Source organism: Flavobacterium psychroterrae (assembly GCF_018380615.1).
GTDB classification, from domain to species: Bacteria; Bacteroidota; Bacteroidia; order Flavobacteriales; family Flavobacteriaceae; genus Flavobacterium; species Flavobacterium psychroterrae.
Genome location: NZ_JAGYVZ010000019.1, coordinates 21,033 through 36,199 on the forward strand (window position 1 = coordinate 21,033; position 15,167 = coordinate 36,199).

Sequence of the window (15,167 nt, forward strand, 5' to 3'; positions counted from 1 at the left end):
GTTTTTAGCAATTCGCCCAAATCTGCTATTTTTAATCTATAAGATTGTTATTATTTTATGAAGTTATATCATAATCTTTCACAAATTAGCTTTTTGAAAAAAAGTTATGCCTTCAAATTTTTATTTGTAGCTTTTATAGGAATACATATTCCTCTGATCGGAATTTTGTTTTTCGTCCTATATTATAATCATACTGTATCGCCTACATCAATTTTAATTTTTTCTTTAATGATGACTTTGCTGGCAACTTTGATAACACTTTTGGTTTTAAACCAATTAATTAGACCCATTTCCATTGCTTCAAAATCATTAAATGATTACAGAAATAATCGAAAATTATCTGTTTTGCCTACAGATTATAGCGATGAAGCTGGTTTATTGATGTGTAATATTCAGGAGTCTATTTATGAAGCCGAAAGTTTTATAAATGAAAAACAAGATTTAATTTATATGCTTTCGCACGATTTGAAAAACTTTGCAGGAAATCCTCAGGGTTTGGCGAAATTAATTATTAGCGAAAACCCATCTGAATCTATTCGTCAATTAGCGGAGTTAATATGTGAGTCGACAAATTTGCAGTTTAGATATATTGAAAATTTCATCAAATTATTGCAGGAACAGGATCGTGTTGTAAAAGGCAATCAGGAAATTAGAACAATTTTATTTTCCGGTATTGTACCTTTTATTAATGAGCAGCTGGAACAGCGTTTGGTAGAGAAAAATATAAAGTTGAATTTGAGTTTAGAATTACCTGAAGCTAAGCTTAGAATTGATGAAGGTTTGTTGATTCAGGTTTTAGTAAATTTAATTAGTAATGCTGTTAAATTCTCTTATTTTGACAGTGAGATTAAAGTTAGGATCTACAATGAAAATTCTAAATTAATAATAACTGTTGTTGATAAAGGTATTGGCTTTGATAAAAATCAGATTGATGAATTATTTAAGAAATTTACTAAAATGAGCCGATTAGGAACCGCAAATGAATCCTCAACAGGAATTGGTTTATACTTGTGCAAAAAGATCATCGAAAAAAACAAGGGAACCTTAAACGCAACAAGCGAAGGCAAAAATAAAGGTGCCGAGTTTAGAATTGAGTTTGGAAACTAGAAGAAAGTTGCAAAGGTTCAAAGGAGCATAGTTACAAAGGTTTTAAGTAGAGGCGCACAGCAGTGCGTCTGGGTATTTGTAACCGGTTTTATCCGTACACTAAAATCTTTGAACCTCTGAACCTTTGCATCTGTGAACCTTTTTCTTAATCAAACAAATCCGAAGACAAATAACGATCCCCGCGGTCGCATATAATAGCAACGATTACCCCTGATTCTAATTGTTCGGCTATTTTTAGGGCAACTGCAACAGAACCTCCGCTGCTCATTCCGGCAAAAACCCCTTCTTCGAGTGCTAAACGTTTTGTCATTTCTTTAGCCTCTTCCTCGCTAATATCTACAACAGTATCTACTTTTGAAGCATCAAATATTTTTGGCAAATATTCCTGTGGCCACTTACGGATTCCTGGAATTTGAGATCCGTCACTTGGTTGTGCGCCAATGATTTGAATTGCGGGATTTTTTTCTTTCAAATAAGTCGAAGTTCCTATTATGGTCCCGGTTGTTCCCATTGCCGAAACAAAATGCGTTACTGTTCCATCAGTATCGTTCCATATTTCAGGTCCTGTGGTTTTATAATGTGCTTTCCAGTTATCATCGTTTGCGAATTGATTTAACATCAAATAACCGCCTTCAGCCACTTTTTTGTCGGCATAATCCCTTGAGCCAATAATTCCTTCGCTAGCGGGCGTTAAAATCACTGTAGCGCCATAAGCTCTCATGGTTTGAGTTCTTTCTTTTGTAGAATCTTCCGGTAATATCAGCTCTATTTCAATTTGAAACAATTGTGCAATCATTGCCAGAGCAATTCCTGTGTTACCGCTTGTAGCTTCAATAAGTTTATCGCCTTTTTTAATATCGCCTCTTTCTACAGCAGCGGCAATCATATTATAAGCAGCTCTGTCTTTTACACTTCCGCCGGGATTATTTCCTTCTAATTTTAGTAAAAGTTTTACATTTTTATTTTTAACCAAATTAACAGTTTCCATCAATGGAGTGTTTCCAATTAGGTTAACTAATTTTTTTGCGTTCATTTCTTTTCTTTTATTTTAACTTCAGTTGTAGTAGTATTGGTTACTATAGAGTCTTCAGGAATCGATTTTGTTATCCAGGCATTTCCTCCCACAATACTATTTTTGCCAATAATAGTTCCGCCGCCCAAAATAGTTGCATTGGCATAAATGCAAACATTAGCTTCTACGGTTGGATGTCTTTTGGCATTTTTCATTTCTTTACTTACGCTCAAAGCGCCCAAAGTAACGCCCTGATAAATTTTTACATGCTTTTTAATCACAGTCGTTTCGCCAATCACAATTCCTGTTGCGTGATCAATAAAAAACGGAGAAGCAATATCAGCGCCGGCATGAATATCAGTTCCGGTAATTCTATGTGCGTATTCGCTCATTAATCGCGAAAACAACAGCAAATCCAGCTGATATAATTCATGGCTTAATCTATAAATCGCAATCGCATAAAATCCGGGATAACCCAAATAAACTTCGTCGATACTATTTGATGCAGGATCATTTTCAAGAATATATTCAGCATCCTGATTTAGCTTTTCAAGAACGCCGGGTAATTTCTCCAGAAATCTTTCCCAAATCGAGCCGCATAAATTTGATGGTTTTTTGCAGGCTAAAACAGCAATTTCCTTAAAGCAAATTTCGAGTTCATCGATGCTTTCTTCTAAATCAGCATTCGAATCAAAAAGGGTATAAAAAAGCTTCTCGGTAAAATCTTCAGTTTTGGTTTTGATTCCGTAATTTATATTTGAATGGCTTTTTAAAGCCTTTATATTTTGTATGATAATGTCTTTAGTCACAATTATAAAATTGAGTGGATATTTAAAACGCTAAAAGTAGTGCGTTTTTTGTAAATAAGGACACGATTTATCTAAAGAAATTTTGTGCTGAGAATCGTATTTGTGATAAATGGAATAAAATTATTTGCTCGTTTTTTATATGATTCTAAAGAAGTTAAATGCGTAAATTAGCCCGTAAAATTTAAATAAAATGAAAAATAATTCGACTTTTAAAAGTGCCATTTCGGATCTTTCTTTTCCTGAAAGTGAGAAAATTTGGGGAAAATCTATTCATGATCCTATTTTGGGATTGATCATTAAAGATTTTCCATTTTTTAGTGATAATGATTGCATCGCGGTAAAAGAGTTAAACGAATACCGTCAAATATACATTTCGAACTATTTATCTACGGAAATAGGAACACTTTCTGATCTTGAAAAAAGTGTTATTACTTCTTTAAAAGAGGATAAATCAATCGTGAGCATTGTCGAAGATGAAGAAGAAACAAGGAGTTTTGGTCAAAAAATTGCGGATAAGGTTGCTGACTTTGGCGGAAGCTGGACTTTTATACTTTCCTTTTTGTTTTTTATTGTGGTTTGGATTGGTGCCAATGTTTATATTTTAGTTAACAGAGGTTTTGATCCATATCCGTTTATTTTACTGAATTTGATTTTATCTTGTATTGCCGCTTTGCAAGCTCCGGTAATTATGATGAGCCAGAATCGTCAGGAAGAAAAAGACCGAAATCGTGCTAAAAAAGATTACATGATTAACCTGAAATCAGAATTAGAAATTAGAATGATTCACGATAAAATTGATCATTTGATTATGCACCAACAACAAGAATTAATCGAAATTCAGAAAGTACAAATTGAGATGATGAATGATATTTTGAATCAGATAAAAAAATAATTTCAAGAAAATTTCTGTTCAAAAAATTAAAAATAAAAAGAGGAAAATAGGCTAGGATATTCTCAATTCCGTAGAAAATTATTCTTAAAAAAAAGTAAGAATAAATTGAGTTTAAAACCACATTCTAAACCCTCAGTTCCAAACAGTATTTTTAGATATTTTGAAGTTGTATATTGTCAGGATTTAAAGTGTCTGTTTTTACAATTTCATAAAAAAAAATATTGATCGAGATTCAAACAGAAGTGATGTGCTATTTTAAAGTTTCATACTTTTGAAATCTTATACTAAAAAAAATGAAAGCTTTTAAAATTATAATAATGATTCTTGCTATTTCGGTTGCGTTATATGAGCAGGTTTCACCCGAAAAAAATATCTACATAACGGTAATTGCAATTGTAGTTTTCATGTTTGGAATGATGCAGTTGAGTGCTAAAACGCCAAGTAAAAATCAAGATAAAGAAGAACAAGATGTTGACTAAAGGAGATAAGGTTTCTGTATTAGACGAAGCCATAAACGGAATAGTGATTTCGGTAAAAAACAATGAGGTTTTGATTGAAACCGAAGACGGATTTATGATGACATTTTTTGTCAATGAGTTGATTAAAATACACGATTCCAATAATTTAATGAATTCTATTAGAAGAATAGATTTAGATGAAATTACAAAAGAGAAAACTGAGCCAAAAGCAAGAAGTTTTGTGAAAGAAAAGAAGGATAAGCGCGAAATTCCTGCTCCCGAATTTGATTTGCATATTGAAAAACTGGTTCCTAATAAACGGGGAATGTCAAATTATGATATTTTGACTTTGCAGACTGAAACTGCCAGAAGACATATTGAATTTGCAATTAAAAATCGAATCCCAAAAATTGTTTTTATTCATGGTGTTGGTGAAGGAATTCTAAAAGCTGAACTTGATTTTTTATTGGGCCGTTACGACGGAATTGATTTTCAGGATGGGAATTATCAAAAATATGGCTTAGGTGCCACCGAAGTTTATTTTAGGCAAAACAATAAATAAGATGCTTTTTTAAGTGATAAACTCTTGTTTTTAAAGCATAAAAAAACGTCCGTTTTTCAAGCTGATTCAATTACAAATCAGAAAGAAAAACGGACGTTTTTTTGTAGGAATAAAAGTGAATTGTAATAGATTTATGGCGCTACAGTAACTTCTAAATTTCCTAAAATATAGTTAGTAGCGAGGTTAAAACTGCTATTGCCCTTTACCAATTTTACACTTTTAAGTACAATATTATGAGTGTATGTGTTTAGTACTTTTGTCGTAGTAACTTGAATTATTCCGCTTTGCCCTTCACTACCATTTTGTGCTATCCACGTTTCATTTACAGCAGGACTTGATGGAATTGTTGAGCCACAAAAATAGGATTGTGTTAGCGTTCCATTAATATAACTGCGCAATAAAACTTTGTTTGTAGTGGCATTTATTAAGCCTGTTCTTGGCTTGTCTGTTGGCGTAATTTCATTAACAATTAACAACGGATCTATGTTGTCAATTGTTAAAGCTGATGTTGTATTAAAGTTATAAATTTGCTTTGTATTTGAACATTGTTGCACAGGATTTGTGTAAATTGTACTTGGAGAAGTATAGGCAGTTACAAAATTTCCAAAATTAAATTCTTCTTCAACTTGTGGTCCGGAAGGTTTTAAAAACGTGATGTTTCTAAAAGCAATATTATGGGTGTAACCTGTAATTTTTGAACTTCCGTCTGTTGCAGTATTATCTGTATTTTGTTGACTGATTATTACAATTTGTCCCGCAGTTGCCTGCCATTCTTCTGTTACTTTAGGCGATGTTGGAGGTATTGCACCACAAATATTTGCTGTTGCTACAGTACCATCATAAGCCCTGTAAACTACACGATAAAGTGAATTGTCGATATCGTATACTAACGGTTGATCTTTAATCGTTTGATCGTTTATAATTTTATCATCAGGCAATTGAATTAACAAAGATTCCTGAGGTTTAAGTCTGTATATTAGATTATTCGTTAGGGGATCACAAGTTTGAGATGTAATAGTTGTATCGTCAAAATCAATAGTGTCTACTGTTAAATCACCATCATCGCAACCGTTTAATAATAGAGCGAATAGTATAAGGCTTGCATATTTTTTCATCGTAATTTTATTTGACGTCAAAAATAGTGAAAAATTTGGCAAATGATATTTAAGATTTCACAATTGATATTTCATAACTTTGCCGCAATGAAAAAAGTATACCTCGATAACGCCTCTACAACTGCTATGCGTCCTGAAGTGATTCAGGAAATGACTAAAGTTATGGCAGAAGATTTTGGTAATCCATCTTCTACCCACAGTTTTGGACGAAATGGAAAGACTATTTTAGAGCTTTCCAGAAAAAGTATCGCCAAACATTTAAATTGTTCTGCACAGGAAATTATTTTTACTTCCGGAGGAACAGAAGCTGATAACTGGATTCTTCGTTCTGCGGTTGAAGACCTTAAAATAGAACGCATAATTACCACTAAAATCGAACATCACGCTGTTTTGCATACTGTTTTAGTATTAGAATCTGAATATAATGTTCAGGTCGATTATGTGAATATAAATCCTGACGGAAGTATCGATTTAACGCATTTGTCTAATTTACTATCCGAAGAAAAAAAGACAATTGTGAGTTTAATGCACGTAAACAACGAAACAGGAACTATTTTAGATCTGGACAGAGTTGGAGTTATTTGCAAGCAATACGATACCTTATTTCACTCAGATACAGTTCAGTCTGTTGGTAAAACAGAGATTGATTTGCAAAAGATTTCTTTAGATTTTATTGTTGCAAGTGCGCATAAATTTCATGGGCCAAAAGGAGTAGGCTTTGCTTTTATTCGAAAAAACTCAGGTTTGCAACCTTTGATTTTTGGAGGAGAACAAGAAAAAGGACTGCGTGCAGGAACAGAAGCTGTACATCAAATTGCGGGAATGGCGAAAGCTTTGTCACTTTCATATGAGAATTTAGAAGAAGAAAGAAAGTATATTTCAAACTTAAAGACATATCTGATTGATCAGCTTGAAAGTCATTTTCCAGGCTTTAGAATCAATGGAAAAAAAGAGGATTTTTACAATATTATAAATATTATTTTACCTTTTTCTGCTGATAAAACGTCGATGCTTTTGTTTAGTTTAGATATGAAAGGAATTGCAGTTTCAAGAGGAAGTGCGTGCCAATCCGGAAGCATAAAACCTTCGCACGTTTTAAAAGAAATGCTTTCAGAAACAGATTTAAAACTCCCAAATCTCCGAATTTCATTTAGTCATTATAACACAAAAGAAGATATTGACTGGTTGATTCAGTGTTTGAAAAGTATTTAAAAAAAGGTTCAGAGGTTGAAAGTTGCAAAGGTTCAAAGGTTTTGCAGATTTTAGAAAATCTAAAATCTGCAATCTAAAATTTAAAATTACTTACGAATCACTTTTACTTGTGAATCTTTTGTAAGTTTTATTATTGTTGATGGTTTTCCGGCAACTTTATCGCGATATAGATTTACCACATAATCAACACCTTTTATGATTTCAGGATTGATGTCTTTGAACGCTATAGGAGTGGGCTGACCTGAAATATTTGCCGATGTTGAAACTAAAGGTTTTTTCATTCGCTCTAATAATTTAAAGCAAAAAGGCTCTTTTACAATACGAATTCCTAGTGAATTGTCTGCTGCAATTATATTTGCAGCAACATTTCTTGGTTCATCCAGAATCAAAGTCGTTGGTTTTTCAGACAAATCTAAAATTTGCCATGCTGCTTCAGGAATGTTTTTAAACACATTATACATCATTTTTTCGCCATTCATCAATACAATCATGCTTTGCGTTTCGGCGCGTTGCTTGAGTTTGTATATTTTGGCAACAGCCTCAGGATTTGTGGCATCGCAGCCAATTCCCCAAACGGTGTCAGTGGGATAAAGAATAATTCCTCCGTCTTTGATGATTTCGTATGCTTTTAATATTTCTTCGTTCATTGCAAAATTATGATAGGTAATTAAAATGCAAATATAATGTACACTTCGTTGATAAATTTAAAAGTGTTTAATATTTTTACATTTACCAATGATTTTTGCAGTTTCTAATCTACTTCTTTTAAGGATAAAGAAATAATAGTAAGCTCTTAATGTGTTTTGTGATTATATTTTAATTTACAATCCTATATTTGCAATCAAAGAAATATTGAGAACTTATATGAAAGTATTACATATATCAGGGGCAAAAGCATGGGGAGGAAATGAACAGCAATTAATTTATTGCATTCCGGCATTGAATAGTTTGGGAGTTGAAAATATTGTCTTTGGAATTAAAGATACTGTACTCGAAAAATTATGTTTATCTCATCATATATCATTTGTTCCAACAAAAGAAAGAAAGCTTACTAAGTTCGCGAATTTTAAACAATTTAAGGAATTAGTAGCGATTGTCAAACCGGATATTATTCATCTTCACACTAGTAACTCTTTAACTTTTTATGTATTAAGCAGGCTTTTTCTGAAATTAAATGCTAAAATTGTTTTTTCTAAAAAAGCGATTAGCGCCAGCAGTAGTTTTATTAGTAAATTTAAATATAATTCTAAAGGGATTGATGCTATTTTTTGCGTTTCAAAATCTGTTGAAAATAATTTTTCTGAAGTGCTTTCAAATACAAATAAAAAGAAATTACGAGTTGTACCTGACTGCGTTCCTCAATCAATTTTACATGTAAAAGGAAAAGTAAATTTAAAAGAAAAATATAATATTGATCAAAGTAAATTAATTGTTGGGAATATAGCAAATCATACAAATGCTAAAGACCTTACTACTTTTATTAATACCGCAGATTATTTAGTTAATGAATTGAAAAGAAAAGATATAGTGTTTTTTCAAATAGGTGAATTTTCAAAATTGACGCAGGAATATCTGAATAGTATTAAAGAAAAAAATCTTGAGGAATTTATAATTTTTACAAATAAAATTGAAGATGCTTCGGGTTTAAATACTCAATTTAATATCTTTTTAATGACTTCGCAGCGAGAAGGAGGTCCTACATCAGTTTTAGAAGCCATGTATGTTGGCGTTCCGGTTGTGTCAACAAATGTTGGGATTGTTCCTGATGTAATAAAAGATGGTGAAAATGGTTATATTACGCCAATTAAAGATTTCAAGAATCTTGCTTCTAAAATTAATTTGCTTTTAAGTAATGAAAAATTGAAAAAAGACTTTATAGAAAAAAGCAAAATAGTAATTGAAAACGGATATACGGCTTCTGTGATAGCAGAAAAGACTTATGACGAATACAAAAAAGTAATTAATTCAAAATAGCAAAAAATATTCATACTATAATATGATTACAAAACTTAAATTTTCTACAGCTGTAAAAAGCTCAAAAGATATACTTTCTTTTATTCGAAATTTTCAGACTTCAGGAGAACTTTTTGGAAACGGAGATCGTAATAAAATTAAATTGTTTGATTTAAACGGAAAAAAGATCAATATAAAATCTTTTAAGATTCCGAATATTATTAATAAAGTTGCCTATAAATATTTCAGAAAATCAAAGGCAAGACGTTCGTTTGAATATGCTACAATTTTATTAGAAAAAGGAATTGGAACTCCACAACCAATTGCTTTTCTTGAAAATTTTAATTCTTTAGGACTAAGAGATAGCTATTATGCCAGTGAACATTTGGTTACAGAATTAACATATAGAGAATTGGTTGAAATTCCTGATTATCCGGATAATGAAAATATTTTACGACATTTTACAAAATTCACTTTTGATTTGCATGAAAAAGGAGTAGAGTTTTTAGATCATTCTCCAGGAAATACTTTGATTAAAAAAGAAGGTGAAAATCAATACAATTTCTTTTTGGTCGATTTAAACCGAATGAATTTTCACGAAAATATGAGCTTTGAACAGCGAATGAATAATTTTAGTCGATTAACGCCTAAAAAAGAGATGATTGCAGTAATGAGTAATGAATATTCAAAGTTTTATAAAAATCAAACAGAAGCTGAAATTTTCGAAAAAATGTGGCAGGCAACTTCTCACTTTCAAGAGGAATTTGCCAGAAAGAAAAGATTGAAAAAGAAACTTAAATTCTGGAAATCTTAGATTCCTTTTTTTGTTAATTTTTTTTGGTTCTTAAAACTTACACTCTTGCACTAGATCGATTAATCTCTAATTTTATTAAAAAACACTTTCAGATAAAGTTATTGTTTAAGAATTACTCAAATTTTGATTTAAAAACAATTTGATTTGGCTTTCGAAATATTCAGGTTTAAATTCCTGATATAGAGATAAAGATTCTTTTTTTAGCATTTTTTCGGTTTTTTGTGCAAATAAGTCAGGACGATAATCTTTTAAATGAACGGAAAGATGATGGATCCCGTCTTCAAAAGTGGCCCAGATTTTCTTTTCGATCCATGGAGAAAAAATAATAAATGAAGGTTTTTCCAATGCTTTTGCCATGTTTATTGCTCCGCCATCATTTCCAATAATTAAATCGCATTGATTCACAATACCAATAAAAGAACGTAAATCACCTCCTAATAAATCAAAATATATTTTTTCCTGAGTCGAAGGTTTGCAAGCATTATAAACCGTTTTAGCATCTTCAAGCTGCTTTGGGAAATAATTAAAAAGTATATTGACATTTGAATTATCAGCAATATAATCCACAACTTTAGACATGAATTTTAAAGGATAGGTTTTTAATTTTTCGCTTCCCAAAAGGCTTATCATCACGGTTTTTCGGTCTTTTTGAACTTTATGTTTTTCAAAAACGGCAATTGCTTCCTTGTTTTCTTTTTCAGAAACAAACAATTTAGGAATGGGATCTGTTTTTATTTTTAAATCAAGAGGTTCCAATAATGAAAGTCTTCTTTCGATTGCTAAACCCAAATTGGTTTTAGGGAAAGGTTCAAAAGGAACATTATCAGTATATAAAAAATTTCTGCCTGGTTTTTTATACGATATTTTTCGTTTTGAATTGCTCAATAAAACAATGATCCAACTTTCTAATTTAGAATACGCATCAATTAAAAGGTCATATTTTTCGTTTCGAATCTGAAATCCAAGTTTTAATAATTCTTTTTTACTTTTGCGGTGCTTTTCTTCAAACAAAATAATATTGCTAATGTTTGAATTTCCTTCCAAAACGGGAGTTGTTGATGCGTAAACCAAATAATCTATTTGTGCATCAGGATAAGCAGTACGCAGGTTATTGCATATTATACTGCTGATCAAAACATCTCCAATCATTTTTTGTTGAATTACAAGTATCTTCATATAGAAAGTAGCATATTATTAAGAACTTACAAATTGAAGCAAAAAAAATCCAAATTCCAATCATTACAATTGGAATTTGGATTTTTTTATTGGGAATTTAAAAACTTAAACCGCTACATCATATTCACGAAGCGCATTATTTAATGAAGTTTTTAAATCTGTAGATTGTTTTCGAGTGCCAATGATTAAAGCACATGGAACCTGAAACTCACCTGCAGCGAATTTTTTAGTATAACTTCCAGGAATCACAACGGAACGAGCAGGAACAAAACCTTTCATTTCTACTGGTTCATCACCTGTTACATCAATAATTTTTGTTGAAGCTGTCAAACAAACGTTAGCACCAAGAACTGCTTCTTTACCCACATGAACTCCTTCTACAACAATACAACGAGAACCAATAAAAGCACCGTCTTCAATAATTACCGGAGCAGCTTGCAATGGTTCTAAAACTCCACCAATACCAACTCCACCACTTAAGTGAACATTTTTACCAATTTGAGCACAACTACCAACAGTTGCCCAGGTATCAACCATAGTTCCTTCGTCAACATATGCACCAATATTTACATAACTTGGCATTAAGATAACACCACTTGAAATATAAGCTCCATAACGGGCAACAGCATTAGGTACTACACGAATTCCTTTTTCAGCAAAACCTCTTTTTAGCAACATTTTATCGTGATATTCAAAAATACCAGATTCCCATGTTTCCATTTTTTGAATTGGGAAATACATTACAACAGCTTTCTTTACCCATTCGTTTACCTGCCACTTATCACCAACCGGTTCAGCACAACGTAATTTTCCTGTATCAACCAATTCTATCACTTGTCTGATAGCATCAGTTGTAGTAGTTTCTTGTAATAAAGCTCTGTTTTCCCAAGCTTGTTCAATTATAGTTTGTAAAGAATTCATAAGTTTTAATTTTTGGCAAAGATAGCGTATTTGTGCAAATGCAAAAAGGTAAAACCTTTTGAAAATGTTACAGATTTAACTTTTTGTTTTTAATTTGATAAATAAAAATTCTGCTATACTTAATTTTATTTTCATAAATATCCACTAAAAGTTTTTTAAATGTCAGAATATGACAAAAATCAGGTTTTGACTTTTTTGTTCGAATTAATTTTGCGCCATTAATTTCTGAAAACGATTAAGAAATAGTATTCCAAAATAAATCATTTAACTAGCAAGACATGAATCAGGAAAATCATCTTCACGGACAAAAAACTATTATAGATAAAGAAGTCTCGTGGGACAAAACTCAGGTCATTATGAGTAAAACAAACGCTTTTGGCATTATTGAATATGCAAATGAAGTGTTTGTTGATGTTTCAGGATATGAAGATTATGAATTAATGGGGCAGCCACATAATATTATTCGCCATCCGGATATGCCAAGAGTAATTTTTAAAGTATTATGGGAAAATCTTAAAAACGGGAAAAACTTTCATGCCATTGTAAAAAATTTAGCAAAATCAGGAAGGTTTTATTGGGTAATTACTGATTTTGAAATCTCAAGAGATGAGAATGATGTTATTGTAAATTATTTTGGAAGACGTCAGGCAGTTCCTCAAGAAGTTATTGCATTACATATAGAACCTTTGTATAAAAAGCTATTGCAAATTGAAGCGGCAAGCGGAATGGAATTTAGCGAAAAATACCTTATTGGCTTCTTAGAGGAAAAAAAGAAAAGCTATGTTGAATATATCAAAGATTTGATTTTTGAACATGAAAAGGGTCAGGCAAAATTTGCTCAATATGACGAACGTGTAGTAGAAGAGGAGGAAGAAGAAGAAAGAGGTTTTTTTAGCAGACTATTTAACAGGTAGAGTTTTTTAGGTTTTGAATATTTGGGTAAAGTCCGTTTTGAATTATTTTCAAACGGACTTTTTTATATTCATAAATTAAATTGCTAACTTATTAGTAGTAACCCTTTCGTTAAAAGATTGAATGTATGCCTTTAGGAATTTTTCATATTCCTTTACTTTTGAGGGATCTTTTTTTATTAAATTATCTTTCAGTAAAACATCTTTTTTCCAATCATATAAACCAATTGTTTGGTTATTGGCAAAAGCTAGGTAATAATTGTCCTTTATATAATGATAGGTTCCCTGAAGATAATAAACCACAAAATTTTGTTTTGATTTGTAGCTTTTTCCAAAACTTACCATATCGGTTTTTATGTTTAGATAATCCAATATACTTGGCATAATATCAATTTGCTGAAAGTTTTTTTCATTAACACCGGTTAATTTAGGATTTGATGGATCAAAAAACAGTATTGGAATTCTAAATTTTCCAATATTTGTTTTATCAATATCTTTATCTCCCCCTGAGGAAGTATGATCAGATGAAAGCACAAATAAAGTATTTTTGTACCAGCTTTGTTTTTTTGCCGTCTTAAAAAATTCTCTCAAAGCATAATCAGTATACGCAATACTTTCCTGAATATCAGTTGTTCCTTTTGGAAATTTACCTTTGTATTTATCTGGGATAATATAAGGATTGTGCGAAGATATCGTAAACAGTGAACTAAAGAAAGGTTGTTTGAAAGAGGATAATTTTGTAGCATAGAATTGTAAAAATTCTTCGTCAAAAATCCCCCATCTTCCGTCAAAAGCTTCTTTTCCGGTATATTGATCTTTTCCAAAATAATGATCAAAACCAGCTACTTTAGCATATTGATCAAAGTTTTGGCTTCCATTAAAAGCACCATGAAAAAAGGAAGTATTATATCCTTCTTTTTTGAAAATTTTAGGGAGACCATTTATTTTATTCAATGAATAACTTGAAGAAATAAATGAGTTATTCATCAAACTTGGAATGCTTGAAAGTATTGATGGAACAGCATCTATAGAAACTTTTCCGTTTGCGAACCCATTTTTAAAGTAATATGATTTTGTAATAAGAGAATCTAAGAAAGGAGTTTGTCCGCGAACAATATTTTCATTTCCAAAACTCTCTAAAATTAAAATTACTACGTTTTTTTTGATAGTAGCACCTTTAGGCTTCAAAGAAATAACAGGATTGTAAATTGATTCGAGTTCTTTGTTATCAAAATATTTAACTTTATCAATATCTTCTTTTTTTGTAATAGTTTTTAAAATAGTAAATGGCGTATTTAAAACTAATGCAGTATTACTAAGTGCGCCGTATTTAATTCCGTCAACGATTTTTAGAGGTTTTTTTCTAAATCCTCCACGACCGGCAATTAATATTATAACTATTGAAAGAACTAGATAAGAATATTTAATGTAATAATCTTTTCGGGTTAACTTTTGGTGCACTAAATTTTTATTCAAATTTGGAATTAATTTCCAAAACAAGAAACTGATAATTATAAAAGCCAGTCCAATGTACCAGAATTCTTTTAAAAACGATGGTATAAGTCCTATGGCTTCATGTTCCATACCTTTTGCAGTAATCATCCCAAAAGTGCTTCTTCTGCCGGTAAAACGGTAATAAATTATATCAATAAAATTTGTTGCTATAAATATAAGGTTTACAACATAAAATGAAATTTTAAGATATTTTTGATAAGTTGGAGAGTATTTGAAATTTCCTGGAATTAAATGGGCAATTAAAAATATAGTGTTTATATAAGCAATTGCGGCAATATCAAAGATTAAACCACCTAGAAATGTTTGAAAAGTAAAATTTTCAAACAAATTTAAATTCATGAAGAAAAACAAGAATCTGCTCAGTTGGTAAATTAGAATAATTAAAAAAAATCGTTTCAAAAACAAAGCAATGCTTTTTTTATAATTAGTCATATTGAACTCAATTGATTTTAGATTATTTTATAGTATTTTTTTGTATGATTATACTGTTTAATTACGTGCGCAAACTTAATGAAAAAATTACACAAAAAATGACATTTTTTAAGAATTAAATATTTTACAAATAGAAAATCTACCTAAAAACTGATATTATGTTAAAATTCTTATAAAATTAAAGGAATAGTATGTTAATTTATTTTTAAATAATTGATTAATTTTCTTAATTTTTGATTTAAATACAGAAGAGGAAAAGTGAATTTTATGTTGTCTAA

At 30.9% G+C, this 15,167-nt stretch carries 15 protein-coding genes; 8 read left to right on the forward strand and 7 right to left on the reverse strand.

Annotated features, from left to right (window positions below):
• Positions 1–228: 228 nt before the first annotated feature.
• On the forward strand, positions 229–1,107 hold the full coding sequence (locus KHA90_RS18280) for a sensor histidine kinase (RefSeq protein WP_244860424.1): 879 nt from the start codon (positions 229–231) through the stop codon (positions 1,105–1,107).
• 145 nt (positions 1,108–1,252) lie between these two features.
• Here KHA90_RS18280 and cysM read toward each other — a convergent pair whose 3' ends face one another.
• Complete coding sequence (cysM, locus tag KHA90_RS18285; protein WP_213304215.1) at positions 1,253–2,140, reverse strand: cysteine synthase CysM; 888 nt, start codon at positions 2,138–2,140, stop codon at positions 1,253–1,255.
• Positions 2,137–2,928 carry a serine O-acetyltransferase gene (locus tag KHA90_RS18290; RefSeq protein WP_213304218.1) on the reverse strand — a complete coding sequence of 264 codons (792 nt, stop codon included), beginning with the start codon at positions 2,926–2,928 and terminating at the stop codon, positions 2,137–2,139. Before KHA90_RS18290 ends, cysM begins: the two co-directional genes overlap by 4 nt.
• Positions 2,929–3,118: 190 nt before the next feature.
• On the opposite strand from KHA90_RS18290, the gene KHA90_RS18295 reads away from it, so the two are divergent.
• The 3 genes from KHA90_RS18295 (at position 3,119) to KHA90_RS18305 (ending at position 4,840) form a co-directional block, all read left to right on the forward strand.
• A complete protein-coding gene (locus tag KHA90_RS18295; protein ID WP_213304221.1) occupies positions 3,119–3,820 on the forward strand; it encodes a DUF1003 domain-containing protein in 702 nt (233 codons plus the stop codon).
• A gap of 293 nt (positions 3,821–4,113) precedes the next feature.
• Positions 4,114–4,299, forward strand: coding sequence for a hypothetical protein (locus KHA90_RS18300; RefSeq protein ID WP_213304224.1), 186 nt, complete (start codon positions 4,114–4,116; stop codon positions 4,297–4,299).
• Positions 4,289–4,840 carry a Smr/MutS family protein gene (locus KHA90_RS18305; protein WP_213304227.1) on the forward strand — a complete coding sequence of 184 codons (552 nt, stop codon included), beginning with the start codon at positions 4,289–4,291 and terminating at the stop codon, positions 4,838–4,840. Before KHA90_RS18300 ends, KHA90_RS18305 begins: the two co-directional genes overlap by 11 nt.
• A gap of 131 nt (positions 4,841–4,971) precedes the next feature.
• On the opposite strand, the gene KHA90_RS18310 is transcribed toward KHA90_RS18305, so the two are convergent.
• Positions 4,972–5,955 (reverse strand): hypothetical protein, encoded by a 984-nt coding sequence (locus tag KHA90_RS18310; RefSeq protein ID WP_213304230.1) that lies wholly within the window; start codon positions 5,953–5,955, stop codon positions 4,972–4,974.
• 87 nt (positions 5,956–6,042) lie between these two features.
• Between KHA90_RS18310 and KHA90_RS18315 the strand changes: the two genes are divergently transcribed.
• Positions 6,043–7,167 carry a cysteine desulfurase family protein gene (locus KHA90_RS18315; RefSeq protein WP_213304233.1) on the forward strand — a complete coding sequence of 375 codons (1,125 nt, stop codon included), beginning with the start codon at positions 6,043–6,045 and terminating at the stop codon, positions 7,165–7,167.
• A gap of 86 nt (positions 7,168–7,253) precedes the next feature.
• Here KHA90_RS18315 and KHA90_RS18320 read toward each other — a convergent pair whose 3' ends face one another.
• Positions 7,254–7,814 carry an L-threonylcarbamoyladenylate synthase gene (locus tag KHA90_RS18320; protein ID WP_213304248.1) on the reverse strand — a complete coding sequence of 187 codons (561 nt, stop codon included), beginning with the start codon at positions 7,812–7,814 and terminating at the stop codon, positions 7,254–7,256.
• 217 nt (positions 7,815–8,031) lie between these two features.
• On the opposite strand from KHA90_RS18320, the gene KHA90_RS18325 reads away from it, so the two are divergent.
• Positions 8,032–9,141 (forward strand): glycosyltransferase family 4 protein, encoded by a 1,110-nt coding sequence (locus tag KHA90_RS18325; protein ID WP_213304251.1) that lies wholly within the window; start codon positions 8,032–8,034, stop codon positions 9,139–9,141.
• Between the two features lie 22 nt (positions 9,142–9,163).
• The gene (locus tag KHA90_RS18330; RefSeq protein ID WP_213304254.1) at positions 9,164–9,934 is read left to right on the forward strand and encodes a Kdo domain containing protein; all 771 of its coding nucleotides are present in this window, start codon (positions 9,164–9,166) and stop codon (positions 9,932–9,934) included.
• 105 nt (positions 9,935–10,039) lie between these two features.
• Here the strand turns inward: KHA90_RS18330 and KHA90_RS18335 are convergent, their stop codons facing one another.
• Both KHA90_RS18335 and KHA90_RS18340 read right to left on the reverse strand, forming a co-directional pair.
• Positions 10,040–11,110 carry a glycosyltransferase family 9 protein gene (locus KHA90_RS18335; protein ID WP_213304257.1) on the reverse strand — a complete coding sequence of 357 codons (1,071 nt, stop codon included), beginning with the start codon at positions 11,108–11,110 and terminating at the stop codon, positions 10,040–10,042.
• Positions 11,111–11,215: 105 nt separating this feature from the next.
• Positions 11,216–12,031, reverse strand: coding sequence for a 2,3,4,5-tetrahydropyridine-2,6-dicarboxylate N-succinyltransferase (locus KHA90_RS18340; RefSeq protein ID WP_213304260.1), 816 nt, complete (start codon positions 12,029–12,031; stop codon positions 11,216–11,218).
• 278 nt (positions 12,032–12,309) lie between these two features.
• Between KHA90_RS18340 and KHA90_RS18345 the strand changes: the two genes are divergently transcribed.
• Positions 12,310–12,945, forward strand: coding sequence for a PAS domain-containing protein (locus KHA90_RS18345; RefSeq protein WP_213304262.1), 636 nt, complete (start codon positions 12,310–12,312; stop codon positions 12,943–12,945).
• 75 nt (positions 12,946–13,020) lie between these two features.
• Here the strand turns inward: KHA90_RS18345 and KHA90_RS18350 are convergent, their stop codons facing one another.
• Positions 13,021–14,796, reverse strand: a complete 1,776-nt coding sequence (locus tag KHA90_RS18350; protein ID WP_244860426.1) for an LTA synthase family protein — start codon at positions 14,794–14,796, stop codon at positions 13,021–13,023.
• Positions 14,797–15,167 lie beyond the last annotated feature (371 nt).